Raw genomic sequence first — 21795 nt, 5'->3', positions numbered from 1 at the left:
CGATACAATGATAGCGATGAAGAAATGTGCCATCTGGTTATTTAAGTTTCTCTTTGTTAAAAAGTGCTGCAGGTAAAAGATTACATTATATTAGCTCATACTTTGAGAATATGAATGATCATTTACAATCCATCATCAACCAATATAAAAACGACAGGGAATCTGTTTACAATACCTGGTTTATCAATAACGAGGAACGCCTGAAAGCATTTAGATCCATACGCAGAGGTGTGCTCCAGGTTATTGATGATATCAAAAATAAACGGTTTGGTAATGACTTCAAAGGCACATCTTTAGAGTTTGTACTCACCTGTATTACTGAACAAAAGCAAGTGTTTGAAGGAGCATCCCATCCTTTTTATTGGAAGCCGAAGCTACGCATACCTGATATTTATGAAAATCAGGAGAATAAAGTAGCCTTTGGCCAGTTTCTGGAAAACTGCCTGACTGCCAAAAATGAGGAACAACTCATCAAAGAAATTTTACATTTAGATTCTTTGAAAATCAAGGGTTTGGGGCCAGCAGTGGCCAGTATATTGTACTTCCTGCACCCGACACTAATACCGCCGTTTAATACAGCTATTATTAACGGCTTCAATTACCTGTTCAAAGACAAAAAGAAATTGGGCAGTTGGAGTGAGTACTTAAAAATTCGTGAGGTGATTATGGATATGAATAAAAAGTACTGTAACGAACTATCACTTGATACAGGAGCTTTTGCGGGGCTTTTATTTGAAATCGGCATGCAGAAGCTCCTGTTAGGCAAAGACGAATATCTATCAGAAACAGAAAGAAACCGTTTGGAAAAACTGATTGAAAAGCGGCATCAGGAAAAGAGGAAAGAAACAGAGGATGAACAATTACATAATGAAATGCAATATCATTTACTCAAAATCGGTAATGCGCTTGGTTATGATGTAATTGCAGCATCCAACGACCGCTCGAAATCCTGGAATGGTAATAAGTTTTCATTTATCTCCGTTAAGGATTTCCCTGATCTGCCGCTTGAAAAAGAAGTGCTCAACACCGTAAAACTCATTGATGTTTTATGGTTTAAAAAAGGAACGGGGCAGGTAGTTGCCGCATTTGAAGTAGAAAAAAGCACCAGTATCTATTCGGGTATTCTACGTCTTACAGACCTGAGCTGTAGCTTGGTAAATAATGAAGAAGTGTTTTATCTGGTCGTACCTGATAATCGCGAAAAAGATGTAGTCATGCAGTTGTCAAGGCCTTCTATCAAAAAAGGCCAAGTTCAAATGAAGTACATCTGTTTCTCGGAACTCCGACAGCATTGTGATGCACTGTGCAAATTTGGGGATGACCATTCTATCATGCAGAAAATTGCGAGAGCAGTTGCGTGATGTACTGCGATAAAATATAAATTTAAGTAGGAATTATATAAGTTCCCATTCTACGGCTGAAGTAAATTTGTATCAGGATGAAAAGTAAAGCACTTCTATTATTGACAACCTTCCTGCTCCATACGCTTGTTGGGCTAGGATGCGCTTTACGTTCGTCAAATCATGAAAACCCGAAGCATCAAATCAGTTTGCATGGGGCGACTCATCAGGAACATCGACAAAATAGTTCTGGAAAGAAAGGTTGTCAGGGACATTGTTGTAAGGATTCAGTAGGCAAGTTTAACGGTCTCGCAAAACTGGTTCCTTCTGCACAAAAACAGGTCAAACAAACGCCTATCTTTCTGACCGCAAACGATGAATTGAAAAGAGAAATCTTACACCCGGCCACTGCACGTAATTCGATTTCTTATAGCATCATACGGGAGCGCCCCCCAAATCAGAAAATTCGCATTTTACTTCAAAGTTTTCTGATTTGATATCGACTTATGGGATGTTGGTTCTTTTATTAACCGGAACCTCCTATAACTCAAATGATTGATCATAACCTTATGGCTCGTATCTTAATTTATTAATCGATAAAATTCATCATGAAAACCATATTTTTGGCTGTAGCCACTACTTCAATTTTTTTAGCTGCTTGTAACTCCGGGAAAACAACTAATTCTTCCACACAGGATTCAATGATAGCGACCCAAGTCCCCGCGGATCGGAAAGACGACGCAGGGGAAAAAAAGAGCTCACCGGCCTCTAAACTGATAAATGACTATCTGCAATTGAAAAACGCTTTGACCAAAGATAATACCGGTGATGCGGCAGCATCAGGTAAGGCCATAGCCACGGACTTTGAGGGGTTTGATAAAGCAGTTTTAGACGAAAAACAGAAAAAGTCATTTGAAGATATTGCGGATGATGGCCGGGAGCATGGTGAGCATATTGGGAAAAGTGCAGGGAATATTTCCCATCAGAGGGAGCATTTCGAGATGCTGAGCAAAGATGTGTACGATCTGGTTAAGCTTGTCGGCGCGGGGCAATCGCTATATGTAGATCACTGCCCAATGTACAACAATAATAAAGGAGCGAATTGGTTAAGCGAAACTAAATCAATCCAAAACCCCTACTTGGGTCAGAAAATGGCCAATTGTGGTGTGGTGAAAGAAGAACTGAAATAATTGTATGAAACGCAGCATCAAACTGGTGTTGGCAATCTTAGTTGTTCTGCTGCTGGGACTGCAGTTCATGCCGTCCTACAAGAACGAAAGCCATAAGCAGCCCTCGGCGCCGTTTGTTGCCGCTTATCCTGTTCCGGAAAACATCGAGTCGATACTAAAGCGGTCCTGTTATGATTGTCATAGCAATAATACGCAATATCCTTGGTATGCAAGAGTGCAACCGGTGAGATATTGGCTCGACAGGCATGTTGAACAAGGAACAGAAGAGCTTAACTTTGATGAATTCGGCAATTATTCAAACCGCCGTAGGCGAAATAAGCTGAGTGCCATTGCCAATTCGCTAAAGGAACGGAGTATGCCGCTTAAGTCATACCTGCTCATTCACCATAATGCCAAGATAAACAGCCGGGACAGTGCAACGATCGTAGATTGGATTAACAGGATTGACATTTCCGGAGTAAACTGAAGACCGAACAGGACAATGACCGTTCAATAAAATCATGGAACATCAACACGAGCACCATCATCAAATGCAGCACGGGCATGATAAAATAATGTCTGCTGCATCTTCAGATCATCCTATGGAAGTTCATGGTAGCCATCATAATCACCATGCGATGATGATTACCGATTTTAGGAAGCGGTTCTATGTCGTATTAGTTTTAACGGCGCCTGTGATGCTGCTTTCCCCTATGATACAGCGCTGGATAGGTACTAACCTCATTTTTCCCGGTTCGTCATACGTGCTCTTTGCCTTGTCCTCCATCATTTTTTTATATGGTGGCTGGCCCTTTCTTAACGGCTGGTTCTCCGAGATGAAGGCAAAAAATCCCGGTATGATGACGCTGATCGGCTTCGCCATTACAGTGGCCTATATCTACAGCGCCGCCACCGTATTTGGATTGAAAGGGATGGATTTTTTTTGGGAGCTCGCTACCCTGATTCTGATCATGTTGTTAGGTCATTGGATAGAGATGCGTTCTGTCGCGGGAGCTTCTAAAGAGCTGGAACTTTTGGTTCAACTCATGCCGGCGGAAGCACACCTTTTAAATGGAGGGCATACTCAGGAAGTTAAAACTGACCAGTTGAAAGCGGAAGATCTTATCCTGATCAAACCGGGAGAGAAAATACCGGCAGATGGGGTCATTGAGGAAGGGCAAAGCTTTTTAAATGAGTCTATGCTAACAGGCGAATCTGCTCCTGTCAGCAAAACTAAAGGCGAGCAGGTCATTGCAGGTTCGGTAAATGGAAATGGTTCCTTAAAAGTTCGGGTTATCCACAGCGGCGCTGATTCTTATTTATCCAAGGTCATCAACCTGGTAAGAAATGCTCAGGAGGCCAAGTCCAATACGCAATTGTTAGCCGATAAAGCTGCCCGTTGGCTGACTTTGATTGCGCTGGTAGCAGGTATAGGCACCTTTATATTCTGGCTGGGGGAAGGACAGGATCTTGCGTTTGCCATGGAACGGATGGTAACCGTTATTGTCATTTGCTGCCCTCATGCACTAGGCCTTGCTGTTCCCCTGGTGGTTGCCAAATCAACCTCTTTGTCCGCACAACATGGACTGCTCATAAAAAACCGTACGGCATTTGAAAACTCCCGGAAGATATCAACGGTCGTTTTTGATAAGACAGGTACACTAACCGTAGGCAAATTTGAGGTTGCCAGAATCGTCATACCGGAACATCCGGGAGGAGAAGCTGCCGAAGATAATCTGCTGCGGATGGCAGGCGCCTTGGAGCGAAACTCAGAGCATCCTATCGCCACCGGGATAATGGATCAGGTAAACAGGCGTAAACTATCACTTCCTGAAGCACAAAATTTTCAGGCGATCACCGGAAAGGGCGTGGAGGCGATGGTGGAAGGCAAACACGTGAAAGTAGTCAGTCCCGGTTATTTGCAGGAAAAGAGCATTTCTCTCCCCAACGACTTTGCTTCCACTAGCAACGAGACGGTAGTATTCGTTTTGGTGAATGAGCTGATGTACGGCTACATTGCGTTGGCAGACACCCTGCGTCCGGAATCGGCAGGTGCCATTCGAACCTTGCATGAAAACAGCATCAAAGCATTGCTGCTAACCGGGGATAATGAGAAAGTAGCCGCTAGCGTAAGCAATCAGTTGAATATGGACGGTTATTTTGCAGGGGTGCTGCCACATGAAAAGTTGGAGAAGATCAAGCAGCTCCAGGCAAAAGGTGATTTTGTGGCCATGACCGGCGACGGCGTCAACGATGCACCCGCACTGGCACAGGCCGATATTGGCATAGCAGTAGGATCCGGAAGTGACATTGCCGCAGAAACGGCTGGTATCGTTTTGGTGAACAGCAACCCTAAGGATATTGTCAATCTAATTTTATTTGGAAAGGCAACTTATCGCAAAATGATACAGAATCTGGCTTGGGCTACTGGGTACAACATTATTGCGCTACCATTGGCTGCAGGCGTTTTATACAAACAAGGAATATTGTTAAGCCCTGCGGCTGGCGCGGTCCTAATGAGCATTAGCACGGTTGTTGTTGCGATCAATGCAGGCTTACTAAAAGTCAGAACTTAAATCTACCATAATAATGAAAGACGATAAAACATTTCAGATTGAATATCAATCAGGCAATGATGTGCAAGCCGTGCAGGTTGTGCATTTCAGTGAAACCTACGACTTTGAACTAAACGGAAAACAAACCGCCATCATCAACAATGGCGATAATTCTTGGAGTTTAGCCAGTGGCGACCTGGACCAGCTGACCGTTAATTTAATTGGGGACGCGATTGAAAAATTTTATAAAAAACAGGGCTGGTAAAACAAAGGCAAAGTAGCAACTCTTTTGCCCGGTCAATTGATTATCATTACTTTTGTATAAATGAAAAGGTTCATAGCCATCTTCTTGATCCTGCTGTATGCCGGTGTCTCTTCGGGCACCAGCCTGACCCTGCATTACTGCATGGGTGAGTTACAGGGAATGAGCCTGAACCAGCAGCAAAGCGACCACTGTGAAAACTGTGGAATGCTGAAGAGCAAAGCACTGAAAAACAAATGCTGCAAGGATAAACAGCATGAATTCAAAATTGGAAAGGAACAGCGGGTTGCTAGTTTCAGCTTTCAGTTTGCTGCCCTGTTTCCGGTCGTTCTACCCGCCAGATTTACTAATCTGAAGTCTGTAGATGTGCATTCGCTCGCAGTGGTTTATCCGGTAAGCCAAAGTCCCCCGATAGGAATTGGTAAACCTGTTTACCTGCTTAATCGAACATTTCGTATTTAATTTCCCACCTTTTCGACTTCTCAAATCTTTCTGATTCGAGAAGTCCCCTCACGCCTGCGATTTCCTGAAAATGCTTGTATGCCATGTCGGCAACAGCAACCATGCTGCTTTATGTTCTGCAGGAATGGCTTTGGCTTATCGCACCTAATGATTTCAAACCCTTTTAATAATTTTTAATAATTCTTCAACAATGAAAAAGCTATTTGTAATTGCCCTGTCGTTAACCGTTTCTGCTTCAAATTTATTTGCCGCTCATCAATCACCTGCTCAGAAAAAAGCAAAAACACAGAAGACCGATACTGCTAAGGTACAGTATACGTGCCCTATGGATACGGACGTCATTGCTTCTAAGCCCGGCAAATGTCCCAAATGCGGCATGAATCTGGTGAAAAAAGAAACGTCCAAAGCACCAGGTAAACAAAGTAATTCCATGAACCATAAGCACTAATTACATGATAGATCAACTGATTTCCTTTTCGATGAGGAACCGGTTTCTGGTCTTGCTGGTGGCATTGATTCTGTTTGGCTGGGGTGTATACTCGGTCAAACAGAATAAAATTGATGCGATACCGGACTTGTCCGAAAACCAGGTGATCGTATTTACTGAATGGATGGGGCGCAGTCCGCAGATCATAGAAGATCAGGTAACTTACCCGTTGGTTACCAATCTGCAGGGCTTACCGCAGGTGAAATATGTACGCGGCACCTCCATGTTCGGGATGAGCTTTGTTTACATTATCTTCAATGACAATACAGATGTTTACTGGGCGAGGGAAAGGGTGCTTGAAAAACTTAACTATGCATCACGGTTACTGCCGCAAGGTGTAACGCCGACACTTGGTCCTGATGGCACTGGTGTTGGTCATATTCTCTGGTATACGCTCGATGCGCCAGGGATCGATTTGGGGGAACAGCGTGCCATCCAGGATTGGTACGTCAAATTTGGACTACAAAATGTTCCGGGCGTAAGTGAGATCGCCTCTTTTGGCGGATTCCAGAAACAATACCAGGTCACTGTAAACCCCAACAAACTTAACTATTATAAAGTATCCCTACTGGAGGTTATCCGTGCTGTTCGTAGCAATAATAACGAAGCTGGCGGCAGAAAACTGGAAATGGGTGATGTCGGCTATATTATCAAAACCAGTGGCTACCTGAATTCCATTGATCAAATCAGCCGCCTGCCCATTGCCTCACGAAATTCCATACCTGTAACGGTCGGTGATATTGGAACTGTACAACTGACCGGAGAAACCAGGCTGGGCATATTTGACCTGAACGGCCAAGGAGAAGCAGTAGGCGGCATTGTCGTGATGCGCTATGGAGAAAATGCAGACGAAGTGATTCGCAATGTGAAAGCCAAAATGCAGGATGTAGCCAAGGGGCTCCCAAAGGGCGTGAAATTCAATATTGTTTATGACCGGAGCGGCCTGATTGAAGAGTCGGTAAACTCGATAAAACATACGCTGATAGAAGAAATGATTGTTGTTTCACTAGTGGTGATTATCTTCTTGCTACACTGGAGAAGCGCAGTCAGTATCATTATTCAGATTCCAATTACCATTGCAGCCAGCTTTATTGTATTGAATGCCCTGAACATTAGTTCCAATATCATGTCCCTGACCGGAATCGCTCTGGCGATCGGCGTTATTGTCGATAACGGTATTATCATGGCCGAGAATGCGTACAAAAATCTCGCGGTCAGGCAGGCAGAATTAAATAAAGAAGCAAACCTTAAAACAGATAAGAACTGATGTGGCCGAATTTTAAAAAAGGGACTAATGATTATGTCAGGCTCAGCAACACTGAGCGCCTTGAAATTATAGAAAGGTCTTGCAAGCAGGTATCGCGTGGTGTATTTTACTCTACCATTATCATCATTGCCTCGTTTTTGCCGGTTTTTTTGCTAACCGGTCAGGAAGGAAAACTCTTTCACCCGCTGGCTTATACGAAAACGTTCATCCTGATTATAGATGCCCTGCTCGTCGTCACATTGGCACCGGTCACCATCTCCTTTTTTATGAAGGGAAGGTTTAAGGATGACACTCACAACCCTATCAACCGATTATTGGAGCGCGTGTACGAGCCGGTAATCCGGGCCTGTATGCGCAACCGGAAAATAACTTTAGGAATTAATGTCCTTGCCCTGCTTATCAGCATTCCGCTGCTATTGAATATGGGGCGTGAGTTCTTTCCGCCACTTGACGAACAATCCGTATTGTTTATGCCGGTGACCCTGCCTGATATTTCTAATACAGAGGCCAAGAGAATTCTGCAGGTGCAGGACAAGATCATTAGCATGCAGCCCGAAGTAGCCAAGGTCCTTGGTAAGGCAGGACGAGCCAGTACCGCAACGGATAATTCCCCTATTAGTATGATTGAGACGATCATTATGCTGAAACCGAAAGACCAGTGGCGGCCCGGAATGACAAAAAAGAAGATTATCGAAGAATTGGACCGCAAGCTGCAAATTCCCGGCGTGGTTAATGGCTGGACGCAGCCTATCATCAACCGGATCAACATGCTTTCTACCGGTATACGCACCGACGTAGGCGTAAAAGTCTATGGACAAAATCTGGACACCATCAGTGCAGCCTCCGAAAAGGTTAGTTCATTGCTGAAAGGTATTCCAGGGGTCAATGACTTATACGTAGAGCCTGTTACGGGCGGGAAATATCTGACGATGGATATCAAGCGCGAAGCATTGGGCCGGTTCGGGCTTTCTGTAGACGACGTGAATACAGTTGTAGAATCTGCCATTGGCGGCGCACCGGTAGCCACGACAGTAGAAGGGCGCAGGCGTTTCTCAGTCAATGTAAGGCTGGCCCAGGACTTTCGCAACAGCCTGGAAAGCTTTAAGCGCATTCCGGTACAAACAGCCACAATGGGTAGTATCCCACTTTCCGAAGTAGCTGACATTCGCTTTGAGGATGGGCCGCCCATGATCAATTCTGAAAATGCGCTGCTCAGGGGGGCGGTTATGTTTAACGTCCGGGGACGGGACCTGGGTAATACGGTCGATGAAGCAATTAAAAGACTGAATGCATCCCTGAGCCTGCCCAAAGGTTATTATATTGAATGGAGCGGACAGTATGAGAACCTGATCCGCGGGCAGAAAACCCTGCTGCTCATCCTGCCTGTGGTACTGATCATCATCTTTCTGGCCTTGTACCTCGCTTTCAAATCCGCCCGCGAAGCCTTTTTGAGTCTGATCACCATACCATTCGCCCTCATTGGCGGGGTATTCATGGTTTACTTCTATGGCGTAAACCTATCGATTGCAGTGGCCGTAGGGTTCATCGCATTGTTTGGCATAGCAGTGGAAACCGGTGTGGTCATGGTCATTTATCTCAATGATGCCATGCGGCAACTGGTGGAAGTTAAAGGAAACTCCAAAGACAGTATCACCAGGGACGATTTGCGTGAATATGTGATTCATGGTGCAGCTAAACGGCTGCGACCCAAAATCATGACCGTAAGTGTAGCCCTGTTCGGCCTAATTCCTGTGCTTTGGTCTACCGGTGTTGGCAGCGACGTGATGCAACCTATTGTATTACCAATGATCGGCGGCGTACTGACCTCTTCCACCCATATTTTGCTGGTCACACCACTGATATTTTTAATGACAAAAGAATACGAACTAAAAAAGTTTGGAAAATTGGAGGTATACGATGTCAAGCATTAAAAAAAGCATTCTGGTTTTCGTATCTCTGCTGAGCGCACCCGCTGCTTTCAGCCAGAACATATTATCCCTGGATTCCATTATAGCCCGAATAGATCAGCAAAACGCTAACCTGCGGGCGTATACAAGCCGGGCTCAAAGCCAGGTGGCCAAATCGCAGGGGTCCACGGCACAGATGGCCCCGATGATAGGTGCGGGCACCTGGATGACGCCGTACCCCGGTACAAAAGTCATGGATGAAACTGATAAGGGGGCATGGATGCTCTCCGCCGAACAGGATATCACCAATCCTGCCAAACTCAGACGAAAACAAGCGTACGAAAATTCTTTAGCCGCTGTTGAACTGGAAGGCCGGAACGTAGCGTTAAATGACGTTCGCACACAGGCGAAGAAACTATACTATGGTTGGCTGGTGGCCAGTAAGAAAATGAGCGTACTGAAAGAAAATGAGCGCATCCTAACCACGCTGAATAAGTTGGCAAAGATCCGTTATCCGTATAATAAAGCTACATTGAGCAGTGTATACAGTGCCGAGGGCAGGCTTGCCGAAGTACAGAACATGCAGTTGATGACAGAAGCGGATATGCGAAAAAAGATGTATCAGTTGAATACCCTGATGAACCGTCCGGCCAGTTCAGCATTTGCCATCGACACGGCTTACCAACTGAAATTTATCCCTGTAGCTGTTGCTGATACAGCTTATCTAAGTTCTGCAAAAAGCGTTGTGCGGCAAATGGATAAAAATATCAGTTCGATGAACTTGAACATCGACGCAATGAAAGCAGAAGCTAAACCGGATTTCCGGTTGCGCCTGGATAATATGTTCAATAGAGCGCCGATGATGCCGACACAATTTACGGCGATGGCGATGGTATCCATACCGATTGCGCCCTGGTCTTCCAAAATGTACAAATCAGGGGTTAAATCGATGCAATACAGCATTGAGGCAATGAGAAACGAGCGGCAGGCTATGCTGATTGAAACAGAAAACATGGTTGCTTCCATGTTAACAGATATTACGACTATGCAACGCCGTTTAAAAAATTTCGAGCAAAAAATTCTACCTGCCCTGCAAAAAAGCTTTGATGCCAACAGGATCGCCTATGAAGAAAACACACTTGCTCTGCCTCAGGTTATGACCTCTTGGGAGACTTACAATATGAACCGGATGAATTATCTGGATGAATTACAGGCTTATTACTTGATGACCGCAGATTATGAAAAAGAGATTGAAAAGAATTAGCTGGACGTTTCTTCTACTCGCTATACTGGCCTTCATATTTGTGAGTTGTAACCATCAGTCCAAGAAACAGAAAGGTCAGCAAAGCCAATCGGCGCAATATACTTGCCCCATGCATCCCCAGGTTGTAAGTGACCATCCTGGCAGCTGCCCCATATGCGGTATGGATTTAGTCAAAAAATCTGGCAGCGAGAAAGATACCTTACAGGTTCCTGCTGATCTGGCTTCGTTGATCAAATCGCCTAACGGTACCGTGGTGTCTAATATTGGCATAATCAGTCCGGAAGAAAAAACGATGCAGGACTCTCTCATTGCACCGGGTGTGATCACTTATGATACCCGCAGGCAAAATGTGGTAGCAGCCCGCTTTGGAGGCAGAATAGAAAAACTGTACCTGAAATATCAATATCAGCCGGTAAGCAAAGGCCAGCTTGTCGCTGAGATATACAGTCCGGAGCTTGTGACTGCCCAGCGGGAACTTTTGTACATTCTGAAAACAGACAAAGACAATCAATCGCTGATCAGTGGTGCCGTTCAGAAGCTGAAATTACTTGGCGTAACCAGCCAGCAGGTCAACACCCTAATGCGAACCGGACGGGAATACTATCGTTTTCCAATATACAGCCCTTATAACGGGTATTTGGCAGGTCCGTCTGTTTCAGCCCCCCAGGCCATGAACCAACCTGCAGCAGCGGCAACGGCTGACGACGATGGCATGAACAACAGCGGTGGTATGCGGACTTCCGGTGGAGGTATGAGCAGCGGCACGACGAGTGCTGCTGACATCAACACTGCTCAGCCTGGAACAGGTCTGTTACAAGAAGGCGGATACGTCAGTGCAGGTCAAACTCTATTTAACATTATTAACCCAAGTGAACTTTGGGCAGAAATCAATATTTCCACGTCACAGGCTGCCAGCTTTAAAAAAAACGCCAGGGTTATGGTGATTGCGGATGACGGGAAAAAAACACAAGGCCACATTGAACTCATTCAGCCTTTTTACGATCAGGGGTCAACCTTTACCAAAGTCAGGATCAGTTTAAACAACAGTTCCCGTAACCTTCGCATCGGTCAGTTGATCAAGGCGTCCGTTGTGGGCAAGCCAATTCTTGGTCTATGGATACCATCGTCGGCTCTACTTGACCTTGGTACACGCCGCGTGGCGTTTGTCAGAAAAAATCATGCACTTTCACCTGTGCCGGTCACTGGTGGTGCAGAGGTATTGAATTGGGTACAGATACGAAGGGGACTAGCAGCCAACGATGAGGTTGCTGCTAACGCGCAGTTCCTGGTGGATAGTGAAAGTTTTATCGAAACGAAAGAAGAAAACAAGGAATGAAAAAATTATTAATAACAGGGTTCTTTCTTGCAGCCGTTTTCACCGCCTGCCAGCAGCAGCAAGGTGATCGGCAGGAAATAGCCAGCGGTCATGCCCCGGAACATGCGGCAGTTAAACAGCAATATACCTGCCCGATGCATCCGCAAGTCATAAAGGACCATCCGGGCGACTGCCCGATCTGCGGGATGACCCTCGTTCCGGTTGCGCATAATGAAACCAAAGCTCATTCCTTAAAATTCAGCCCTGCCCAATTGGAACTGGCCAATATTACCATGATGATAGTTGGTAATGGTCATTCGGGACAAAGCCAACTGATCAATGGGAGGCTGGCTGCCAACACTACACAAAACGAGGTTATCAGCGCACGTGCAGCAGGAAGAATTGAGAAACTATTCGTCAAACAGACCGGTATTAGGATCAATCAGGGTCAGCCCTTATATGAGCTGTACAGCGAGGAGTTATTAACGCTTGAAAACGAATTTCTTTTGGCTTGGGACCAGTATAAAGCTATGGGAAATGAAAACGAACGGTTTGGTTCATTTCTTGAATCCGCAGGCAAAAAACTGGCATTATACGGACTAAAGCCTGCACAGATACGACAGCTCAAAAAGACGCACCAGGTTCATGCAAGAATCACCATGTATGCAACCACTGGAGGTGTCGTTACAGAAATAAAGGCGACGGAGGGGCAATATGTCGCAGAAGGTACTGCCCTGTATAGCCTGGAAGGCTTGAATGAACTATGGGTGGAAGGCGAACTCTATCCCGAAGAAGCCGGTAAAGTAAAAATGGGACAGCAAATCAAAGTCTTGCTCCCCGGAAGCGAAGACCAGCCGCTTACCGCTAAAGTTTCCTTTATCAATCCGGAACTACAGGCTGGCACGCAACTTTCGGTTATACGGGCAACTATTCAAAACCCCGGGCTTAAGCTGCAGCCAGGCATGCAGGTGCAAATAGCTATGCCATCTGCAGGACAACAGGCCGTGGTTGTTCCTTTAAATGCACTGGTTCGTGACGCAAAGGGCAGTATGGTTTTTGTTCAAACAGCGAACAATACGTTTGAACCACGTATGGTGAAAACCGGCACAGAAAATGAACGGACAATTGAAATTGTGAACGGGCTAAGTGCTGGCGAGACCATTGCAGCAAGTGGGGCCTATCTGATCTATAGTGAACTGGTGTTGAAACAGGGCGGTAATGCTATGGCAGGAATGCAGATGTAATTACACCCGTTAAGTGCTTAAAGATGAAGCTGAGTCAGCTTCATCTTTAAGCAAAACCTATTTCTTACAACTTCATTCGCTGTATTCTTACTGCGTTCAGAATTGCCAGCAGGGCGACGCCTACATCGGCAATTACTGCTTCCCAAAGGTTGGCGACCCCTCCTGCACCCAATACGAGGACGACCACCTTCACAAGCATGGCAATCGTAATATTCTGCCAAACAACACGGCTCGTTATTTTACCGACATTGATAGCTGTGGTGATTTTAGAAGGCTGGTCATTCTGAATGACAATATCTGCGGTTTCAATTGTGGCATCACTTCCCAAACCGCCCATGGCGATACCGGCATCGGCTAAGGCAACCACCGGCGCATCATTCACGCCATCACCTACGAAAGCGATACGGCTGCCAGCATCTTTAAAGCCCTGTACCTTTTCAACTTTTCCGTCTGGTAACAGGTCGCCATACGCTTTATCTATGCCCAGGGATTTCGCTACTTTATCTACGACGGCTTGCTTGTCCCCGGATAACATGACGGTTTGCAGCTTCAGATTGTGCATCCGCTCGATGGCAGATCTCCAAAATCGCTATTTTTCTATATGCTCTAAATTTGAACATCCTTTTTGAAACACCGAATTTACTTCAGCACAGATCTACCGAGAATTTCCTAAAACTAAAATCGTATAGCTCTGTAGTCATTAAGAATAACGATGAAAAAAACGGCTGCGACCATATTGGCAACTTTTTATTTGACCTTGATAACAGGTGTCTTATACTGCAATGTTGATCGCGGGTTGATATTGGTATATCAAGTTCTTTCAGGAAAGTCAGCGACGATTGTGAGTGCTGACCTATTTTCAGAATGCAACAATGAGTGCAGTGAAGACGTAATCTGCATTTATGCCAGCAGCAAAGAAGCGCTTAAGCCGGTTCTTAAAGACCTGGACGGACTGAAAGTTCCTTCCAAGCAAGAAATACCAAGTTTGCCAGATATCTTCCATACCTGCAATTGGTATATTTGCAAAATCTCACCCGCCGATCCGTCATTTGCTTTCCCCCTTTATTTGAAGAACCGTGTACTTCTGATCTGATGTTACATAATATCTATTGCAATCAAAACCTGAAACCAACATCACGATAGCATAATTTTTTAACATAACATCACAACATCATGAATACCGAAAATTCAAATACAGACCAAAAGGAACAACATAACCATCCGGAACATCACCCTCATAAGGAACATCATGAGGGTCCGGGTCATGAGAATGAACCTGAACATCACCTGGAGCAGGAGCATCATTCAGAAGAAGAACACCACGATGCGGGGGCGGCAGCCGGTCAGCAGGAGAAAGATGCTCATCCCGAACACCATCCGCACCCGGAACATCATGAGGGTCCGGGCCATGAGAACGAGCCTGAACATCATCAAGAGGCAGAGCATCATGATGAACAGGAGCACCATGACCAAAACTCCGAAAACTCCGGTGAACAGTACCAACATCCTGAGCATCATCCCCATCCAGAACACCATGAGGGATCCGGTCATGAAAATGAACCGGAGCATCACCAGGAGCAGGAACATCATGGTGAACAGGAGCATCACGATGAAAATACTAATGCTAAGTAATAATTAGCATTAGTACAAGGTCTGGCGCTTACCCCCGCCGGACCTTTATTATTCCTCAGGATCTTTCTCCTTTATACGTTTCTTCCAATTTACATACCAGGATTGGTGATGAAGAGCCAATAAAAAATATAGGATGAGGGAAGTACCGATGGCAATGATGAATTCGTTCAAACCAATAGTGACCCCTACTGCAGCTGTACACCATACGGTCGCCGCTGTGGTCAGACCAAATGAACTCTTGTCTTGCTTATCCCGCGATATGATCCCGGCCCCTAAAAAGCCAACGCCGACCACGATATTAGCAACGATACGCGAGGCAGCTGCAACATCACCCAGGTGAGCGGCTATAGCTGTAAATAAACAGGCACCAACGCTGACCGCCGCGTACGTACGGATGCCGGCATCACGTCCATGCTTTTCACGATCAAATCCAATAATTGCTCCTAATATAGCAGCGAGTAAAATCTTTGCAAATATTAATAGTTCTCCCTGATAGGTCATATTTTAATACTGTAAGTTAATGGAATTTTGCAGCAAATACGTGCTAATAGCTAAACAAAAGAGTAGTCTACTCGTTTAACTGTCAACATAAAGTAGTATTATATCTGTTCTGGCATTTGTCACAAGTATATATTATATTTGCCTCATCAATGAAATGGTTTTGCTTTTTACTGGCCGCTTTCTTTCTTTGCTTGGACCTGGAGCCTTGCAAGGATAGTGTGGGCGTTGCCTTAGCAGGACTTTCATTTGAAGCCGCGGATCATTCTCATACGTCTAAACCGTATCAGGATCAGTGTCCCCCTATGTGTCATTGCGGATGCTGCAACATGCAGGTCGTTTTTAACAAATCGATAATTATCAGGCCACTTCAGATCACCGTGGCCCCTAAGATCACCGCTTTTATTCCTCAGAAGCCGGTCACTCGCCCGACCAATATCTGGCAGCCGCCAAAACTTAACGCATAACTTTTCTGCCTGTTGCTGACGCGTGATACTTCACGTGTACAGGCGACTTGTCCTATTTATTTATTACTTACTTGTATTGGTATGGCAAAGACCAGGTCAAAGCCTGTTAAGCATACCTCTGTCAGGAAAAAACGTGCGCCTTCCAAACCCCTTTGGATGAGGGTTTTCAGGATGATCGGGCTCATTATCATCACGCTGGTGCTGCTGATAGCCATGATAGGCATTGTACAGAGGTACTGTCATATCTTATCCAAGCATTAAATTTCGTTATGCTTAATAAGATCATTCATTTTTCAATTAATAATAAACTTATAATCGGAATATTCACCCTTGGGCTCATTGCCTGGGGTATATATTCCCTTAAACAACTGCCTATAGATGCTGTACCGGACATCACCAATAATCAGGTACAGGTGATCACTCAAAGTCCGGCATTGGCGACACAGGAAGTGGAGCGATTGATTTCATTCCCAGTAGAACAGACCATGGCCACGATCCCCGAGATCGAGCAGGTTCGTTCCATCTCAAGGTTCGGCCTTTCTGTGGTAACCATAGTCTTCCATGATGATGTGGACATCTACTGGGCGCGTCAGCAGGTAAACGAAAAACTGGCTGAAGCAAAGAACGTCATTCCTGCCGGGCTTGGTAATCCGGAAATATCCCCTATTTCTACTGGCCTGGGAGAGATATATCAATATGTGGTGCATGCCAAACCCGGATTTGAGAAAAAATATAACGCCCGCGAACTCCGAAGCATCCAGGATTGGATCGTTCGGCGTCAATTACTGGGAACACCGGGCATAGCCGAGGTCAACAGCTTTGGCGGCTTGCTCAAACAGTACGAGATCGCTATTGACCCGGACAAACTGCGCAGTTACGACCTGGGCATCTCTGATGTCTTCAGCGCGCTGGAAAAGAACAACCAGAACACCGGAGGCGCTTACATCGATAAAAAGCCCAATGCCTACTTCATTCGTAGCGAGGGGCTCGTTGGCAGTCTGGAAGACATTGGTAAGATCGTTGTTCGCAATAATGAGAATGGAACGCCTGTATTGGTCCGTGATGTCGCCACTGTTCAGATCGGCAGCGCCATCCGTTACGGCGCTTTAACCCGTTCGGCCAAGGGAAGCAGCGGCGAAGCTGTGGGTGGGATCGTGATGATGCTTAAAGGCGCTAATGCCAACAAGGTCGTGAATGAAGTGAAAGGGCGTATCGCCCGGATCAACAAGACCCTGCCTAACGGCGTGGTCATTGAATCATTCCTTGACCGAAGCGCTTTGGTAAAACGTGCGATCGGAACGGTTGAGAAAAACCTGACAGAAGGCGCACTAATTGTCATATTTGTACTGGTGATCTTCCTGGGTAACCTTCGTGCAGGCCTTGTGGTCGCCTCGGTCATCCCATTGGCCATGCTCTTTGCGATCTGCTTGATGAACCTTTTTGGTGTATCCGGGAACCTCATGAGTCTGGGTGCTATAGATTTTGGTCTGATCGTCGATGGTGCTGTGATCATTGTAGAGGCTACGATGCATCACCTGGCGTTACGCAATTCGACAGAAAAGATGAGTCAGGAAGAAATGAACGATGAAGTCTATGAATCGGCCAGCCGGATACGGTCTGCCGCCGCATTTGGAGAGATCATCATACTCATTGTCTACTTACCGATCCTCGCCTTGGTAGGCATCGAAGGAAAAATGTTCGGCCCAATGGCGCAGACGGTAGCCTTCGCCATTTTAGGGGCATTCATCTTGTCACTTACCTACGTACCTATGGTTTCTGCACTTTTCCTAAGCAAGAAACCACAGCACAAAAAAAACTTTTCGGACCGGATGATGGACCATGTTCACAAAGCTTATTCACCATTGATCAAGGGCGCACTGAACCTGAAAAAGACGGTGGTGATCACGGCGGTGGTCTTACTCGCGGTAGCTGTGTTTATTTTTACCCGTTTAGGCGGCGAATTCATTCCGCAATTAGAGGAAGGTGATTTTGCAGTGGAAACAAGACTGCTGACCGGCAGTTCCCTTTCACAGACCATCGACAAGGTCAACCAGGCATCAGCGATACTGGTCAAGAAGTTCCCGGAGGTCAAAGAAGTGATCGGTAAGATAGGTGCGGCGGAGATCCCTACCGACCCCATGCCGATGGATGCCTGTGACCTTACAGTTATTCTCAAAGATAAAAAGGAATGGACCTCTGCAGAAAGCCGGGATGAGCTGGCCAACAAAATGGCGGCTGAGCTTGAAAAGATCCCTGGTGTTACGTTTGGATTTTCACAGCCTATACAACTCCGCTCCAACGAACTGATCTCCGGTGTTCGCCAGGATATTGGTATCAAAATATTCGGCGAAGACCTGCAGACGCTGACTGACCTGTCACAAAAGATAGGCAAGATCGCCGGGTCTGTAGAGGGGGCAGCAGATATTTATATCGAGCAGGCCACCGGTCTGCCGCAAGTGGTCGTAAAGATCAACAGGGATCATATCGCTCAATATGGAATGAGTGTGGAAAGCGTGAACCAAGCGGTCAATGCTGCGTTCGCCGGACAAGCTGCGGGTCAGGTTTACGAGGGGGAACGACGCTACGATATGGTCGTACGCTTGGACGACCGTAATCGCAGGAAGGTAGATGATGTAAAAGACATATTTGTCACCAGCCCGGATGGCAGGCAGGTACCTTTGGAACAATTAGCTGATATCAGCCTGCAGGTCGGTCCCAATCAGATCCAAAGAGAAGATACGAAACGAAGAATTGTTGTCGGTCTGAATGTTAGGGGAAGGGATATCGAAAGTGTCGTCAACGAGATCGAAGGCAAGATCAGCCAGCAAGTAAAGATGCCGGCAGGTTACTATGTTACCTATGGGGGGCAGTTCGAGAATCTTAAAGCTGCTTCTGCCCGCTTATCGATCGCTGTACCAGTGGCCTTACTGTTGATCTTGGTCCTTCTCTATTTTACGTTCGCCTCATTCAAACAGTCCATCTTGATCTTCACTGCTATCCCGATGGCAGCGATCGGCGGGGTGTTCGCTTTACTACTGCGCGGTATGCCGTTCAGTATTTCTGCAGGTGTGGGTTTCATCGCTTTGTTCGGTGTGGCGGTACTTAATGGGATAGTCCTGATCACTGAATTCAACCGGCGTAAAAATGAAGGAGAGACAGATACTGATCAAGTGATCTTAGAAGGTACACACGAACGTTTGCGGCCGGTACTGATGACCGCGACAGTTGCCTCGTTAGGCTTTTTCCCGATGGCAATTTCCACGGCAGCAGGCGCGGAAGTTCAGAAACCTTTGGCCACAGTGGTCATCGGCGGTCTGATCACTTCCACAATATTGACCTTGATCGTATTACCCGTATTATATTCTTATTTCGAGAACTTCAAGTTTGGAAAAAAACAGTTGAAAACAGCGGTGATCTCCGGTTTAGTATTATTGCTTTGTTCAGGTGGTTTCAATGCCAAGGGACAAACGATAGGTGGGGCGCCCGTAAATATGCAGCAGGCCATCAGTACGGCACTGACCAATAACTTTGGTGTCCGTTCCGGGCAATTGCAGATCGAACAGGCCAGAACGTTACGTTCAAGCGCATTTGACCTGGGCAAGACGAACGTTAGTTTACAATATGGCCAATTTAACAGCAGGCTGCAAGATAACCAGATCAATATCCAACAAAACATCCCCTTTCCTGGCTTATTCAGAAGTCAGCGTCAGGTTTATGAAGCACAAACACAAGGTGCTCAATTAGGCTTGGACGTAACGCGGGCGCAACTGACCTATCAGGTGAAACAAGCATATACGCAACTAGCCTATTTTGAGGCTTTGCAGCGACAGTATATCAGTCAAGATTCCATATACCGTGAATTCTTGCGTGCAGCTACAGCCCGTTACCAAGCCGGCGAGACGAACTTGCTGGAAAAAACGACAGCGGAAACACAAGCCAACGAAATTAGGAATCAATTAGTTAAGAACAGTTCGGATATCAAGGCTTCCAAATCTGAACTCGCCAGATTAATGAATCAAAATGACTCAGTCAGTATTCCCCGGAATGCGCTGGTCAAGGCGACAGCTGCTTTTAACCAGCTGGACAGTACGATCAATAAAAATCCCGTATTAGCTTATCAACGTCAGCAAGTGGAAATCGCCGATAAGAACATTAATCTGGAAAAAGCAAGATCAGGACCGGATTTCATGATCGGGTATTTCAATCAAAGTATACGCGGCAGCCAGGTCGTGAACGGCCTGGAACGAAATTACGGTGCAGGTGACCGTTTCCAGGGCGTACAAGGGGGGATCGCCCTGCCGTTATTCTTTAAACCCTACGCATCACGCATCAAAGCAGCCAGGATACAAAAGGAAGTTACCCAAGCTGAATATGATCTTGCGCAGCGCAATCTGAGCAGTGAGTACGCACAGGCATTCCAGGATCTTATCAAAAATCAGCGATCTACAGAATACTACGAAAAAAGCGCTTTACCCAATGTGAACCTCATCTTGAAACAAGGTCAGATCGCCTACCGGAACGGTGAGATCAGCTATGTCGAATTCGTCCAGGCGCTTAAGACGTTCTCGGATATTCGCATTGCTTACTTACAGGCCATCAATCAATATAATCAATCCGTATACACTCTTGAATACCTTATCGGGCAATAACATCATATGAAAAGTACCATTTTAAATATTTATACCGCCGCTGTTCTGATGACAGGGGTGATCACGTTTACAAGTTGTGGAGGTGGCAAATCAGCTAAAGAGGGAGAAGAACAAACGGCTGCTGCAGACAGTGCACAAAAGAAGGAAGACCCTACCAGCGTGGAGATCACACAAGAGCAGTATCAAACCATCGGTTTGACCTTGGGCTCCTTGCAGGACAAAGCTTTGAGCGGCGTCTTGAAAGTGACCGGCTTCATCGATGTCCCGCCTCAAAATCTGGTCAGTATCAGTACCCAAATGGGCGGCGTGGTCAGGTCTATACCGGTTCTGCAAGGTAGCCCCATCAAAAAGGGCCAGGTGATCGCTGTGCTGGAAAACCAGGACTACGTTCAGCTGCAGCAGGATTATCTCGATAGCAAGAGCCAATTTGAACTTGGCACTACTGAATATGAGCGCCAGCAGACCTTGTCCAAGCAAAATGTCAATTCCACCAAGATCTTGCAGCAGGCCCGGGCTAATTACCAAAGTTCAATGGCACGGCTTTATGCGCTGAAGCAACGGTTACGCCTGATCAATATCAACCCGGATAATCTGACCGCATCAAGCATCCGCAGTAGGGTGAATATTTACGCCCCCATCAGTGGTTACGTGACTAAAGTGCTGGCGAACATAGGCAAATTCGTTAACCCTAACGACGTGATGATGGAAATTGTCAATAGCAATAATCTACATGTGGAGCTGAATGCTTTTGAAAAAGATGCGGATAAACTTAAGGCAGGTCAGCTTGTCCGGTTCACCTTAACCAATGATACAACCGAACGTACGGCGAAGGTGACGCTGGTCGGAAAAGAAGTGAACCAGGATAAAACGGTACGTGTTCACAGCATAGCACAGGGCAGATTCAATTTTCTCCCCGGCACCTACGTAAAGGCTTTCATTGAGACCGGTAAAAATCTGGTGCCCTCTCTCCCAGAAAGTGCCATTGTCAATTTTGAAGGCAACAAGTACATCTTTGTTAGTGAGGGGCAAGAACGGAAAGCGGTCGAACAGGCGTCCGCGTCGGAGTACAAGAAAGAAGATAACAAGAATGAACCAGTGACCACGGTATTCACCTTTAAGATGGTCCAGGTATCTACCGGGACCTCAGAAGGTGGCTATGCTGAAGTTCATATCCCTGCGAACCTTGACCTTAAAGGTAAGATCGTGATCAAGGGCGCTTATGACCTTTTAAGTAAATTAAAAAATAGTGAAGAAGAATAATTAAACAATCATCTCTT

At 46.0% G+C, this 21795-nt stretch carries 20 protein-coding genes and 1 pseudogene; 18 read left to right on the top strand and 3 right to left on the bottom strand.

Features of this window, described 5'->3' with window-relative positions:
- The first annotated feature begins 53 nt into the window (after positions 1-53).
- From ABDD95_RS07275 to ABDD95_RS07215, 13 genes are all read left to right on the top strand, one after another.
- Positions 54-1361, top strand: coding sequence for a hypothetical protein (locus ABDD95_RS07275; RefSeq protein WP_345951233.1), 1308 nt, complete (start codon positions 54-56; stop codon positions 1359-1361).
- Between the two features lie 77 nt (positions 1362-1438).
- Positions 1439-1837, top strand: coding sequence for a hypothetical protein (locus tag ABDD95_RS07270; RefSeq protein WP_169611330.1), 399 nt, complete (start codon positions 1439-1441; stop codon positions 1835-1837).
- A 111-nt stretch (positions 1838-1948) separates the two neighbouring features.
- A complete protein-coding gene (locus tag ABDD95_RS07265; protein WP_169611331.1) occupies positions 1949-2530 on the top strand; it encodes a DUF3347 domain-containing protein in 582 nt (193 codons plus the stop codon).
- Positions 2531-2534: 4 nt separating this feature from the next.
- Positions 2535-2996, top strand: coding sequence for a heme-binding domain-containing protein (locus tag ABDD95_RS07260; protein ID WP_169611332.1), 462 nt, complete (start codon positions 2535-2537; stop codon positions 2994-2996).
- A gap of 34 nt (positions 2997-3030) precedes the next feature.
- The gene (locus tag ABDD95_RS07255) at positions 3031-5085 is read left to right on the top strand and encodes a copper-translocating P-type ATPase (protein WP_169611333.1); all 2055 of its coding nucleotides are present in this window, start codon (positions 3031-3033) and stop codon (positions 5083-5085) included.
- A gap of 13 nt (positions 5086-5098) precedes the next feature.
- Positions 5099-5329 carry a hypothetical protein gene (locus ABDD95_RS07250; RefSeq protein ID WP_169611334.1) on the top strand — a complete coding sequence of 77 codons (231 nt, stop codon included), beginning with the start codon at positions 5099-5101 and terminating at the stop codon, positions 5327-5329.
- Positions 5330-5389: 60 nt separating this feature from the next.
- Positions 5390-5788 carry a hypothetical protein gene (locus ABDD95_RS07245; RefSeq protein WP_169611335.1) on the top strand — a complete coding sequence of 133 codons (399 nt, stop codon included), beginning with the start codon at positions 5390-5392 and terminating at the stop codon, positions 5786-5788.
- 190 nt (positions 5789-5978) lie between these two features.
- Complete coding sequence (locus tag ABDD95_RS07240; protein ID WP_169611252.1) at positions 5979-6236, top strand: heavy metal-binding domain-containing protein; 258 nt, start codon at positions 5979-5981, stop codon at positions 6234-6236.
- 4 nt (positions 6237-6240) lie between these two features.
- A complete protein-coding gene (locus ABDD95_RS07235) occupies positions 6241-7542 on the top strand; it encodes an efflux RND transporter permease subunit (protein ID WP_169611336.1) in 1302 nt (433 codons plus the stop codon).
- Complete coding sequence (locus ABDD95_RS07230) at positions 7542-9473, top strand: efflux RND transporter permease subunit (RefSeq protein ID WP_169611337.1); 1932 nt, start codon at positions 7542-7544, stop codon at positions 9471-9473. The genes ABDD95_RS07235 and ABDD95_RS07230 overlap by 1 nt, the downstream gene beginning before the upstream one ends.
- On the top strand, positions 9460-10713 hold the full coding sequence (locus ABDD95_RS07225; protein WP_169611338.1) for a TolC family protein: 1254 nt from the start codon (positions 9460-9462) through the stop codon (positions 10711-10713). The genes ABDD95_RS07230 and ABDD95_RS07225 overlap by 14 nt, the downstream gene beginning before the upstream one ends.
- A 109-nt stretch (positions 10714-10822) precedes the next feature.
- On the top strand, positions 10823-12049 hold the full coding sequence (locus tag ABDD95_RS07220; RefSeq protein ID WP_345951232.1) for an efflux RND transporter periplasmic adaptor subunit: 1227 nt from the start codon (positions 10823-10825) through the stop codon (positions 12047-12049).
- A complete protein-coding gene (locus tag ABDD95_RS07215) occupies positions 12046-13272 on the top strand; it encodes an efflux RND transporter periplasmic adaptor subunit (protein ID WP_169611341.1) in 1227 nt (408 codons plus the stop codon). The genes ABDD95_RS07220 and ABDD95_RS07215 overlap by 4 nt, the downstream gene beginning before the upstream one ends.
- 64 nt (positions 13273-13336) lie before the next feature.
- On the opposite strand, the pseudogene ABDD95_RS07210 reads toward ABDD95_RS07215, so the two are convergent.
- Positions 13337-13843 (bottom strand): annotated as a pseudogene (locus ABDD95_RS07210) (HAD-IC family P-type ATPase); the annotation flags it as partial.
- Between the two features lie 141 nt (positions 13844-13984).
- Here ABDD95_RS07210 and ABDD95_RS07205 point away from each other — a divergent pair.
- Positions 13985-14365: a hypothetical protein gene (locus ABDD95_RS07205; protein WP_345951231.1), complete on the top strand. Its 381-nt coding sequence runs from the start codon at positions 13985-13987 to the stop codon at positions 14363-14365.
- Positions 14366-14445: 80 nt separating this feature from the next.
- A complete protein-coding gene (locus tag ABDD95_RS07200; RefSeq protein WP_345951230.1) occupies positions 14446-14904 on the top strand; it encodes a hypothetical protein in 459 nt (152 codons plus the stop codon).
- Between the two features lie 48 nt (positions 14905-14952).
- On the opposite strand, the gene ABDD95_RS07195 is transcribed toward ABDD95_RS07200, so the two are convergent.
- Positions 14953-15405 (bottom strand): MgtC/SapB family protein, encoded by a 453-nt coding sequence (locus ABDD95_RS07195; RefSeq protein WP_345951229.1) that lies wholly within the window; start codon positions 15403-15405, stop codon positions 14953-14955.
- Between the two features lie 149 nt (positions 15406-15554).
- On the opposite strand from ABDD95_RS07195, the gene ABDD95_RS07190 reads away from it, so the two are divergent.
- On the top strand, positions 15555-15869 hold the full coding sequence (locus tag ABDD95_RS07190; protein WP_352432930.1) for a DUF6660 family protein: 315 nt from the start codon (positions 15555-15557) through the stop codon (positions 15867-15869).
- Between the two features lie 96 nt (positions 15870-15965).
- On the opposite strand, the gene ABDD95_RS07185 is transcribed toward ABDD95_RS07190, so the two are convergent.
- Positions 15966-16112, bottom strand: a complete 147-nt coding sequence (locus tag ABDD95_RS07185) for a hypothetical protein (RefSeq protein ID WP_345951228.1) — start codon at positions 16110-16112, stop codon at positions 15966-15968.
- Between the two features lie 26 nt (positions 16113-16138).
- On the opposite strand from ABDD95_RS07185, the gene ABDD95_RS07180 reads away from it, so the two are divergent.
- Both ABDD95_RS07180 and ABDD95_RS07175 read left to right on the top strand, forming a co-directional pair.
- Positions 16139-20518 (top strand): CusA/CzcA family heavy metal efflux RND transporter, encoded by a 4380-nt coding sequence (locus ABDD95_RS07180; protein ID WP_345951227.1) that lies wholly within the window; start codon positions 16139-16141, stop codon positions 20516-20518.
- A gap of 6 nt (positions 20519-20524) precedes the next feature.
- Positions 20525-21778 carry an efflux RND transporter periplasmic adaptor subunit gene (locus ABDD95_RS07175; RefSeq protein ID WP_345951226.1) on the top strand — a complete coding sequence of 418 codons (1254 nt, stop codon included), beginning with the start codon at positions 20525-20527 and terminating at the stop codon, positions 21776-21778.
- The last annotated feature ends 17 nt before the right edge of the window (positions 21779-21795 follow it).

Origin of the sequence: Mucilaginibacter sp. PAMB04274, assembly GCF_039634385.2 — a bacterium.
In the GTDB taxonomy this organism is placed as follows: Bacteria; Bacteroidota; Bacteroidia; order Sphingobacteriales; family Sphingobacteriaceae; genus Mucilaginibacter.
This window is presented reverse-complemented; position numbering and strand designations above follow the sequence as displayed.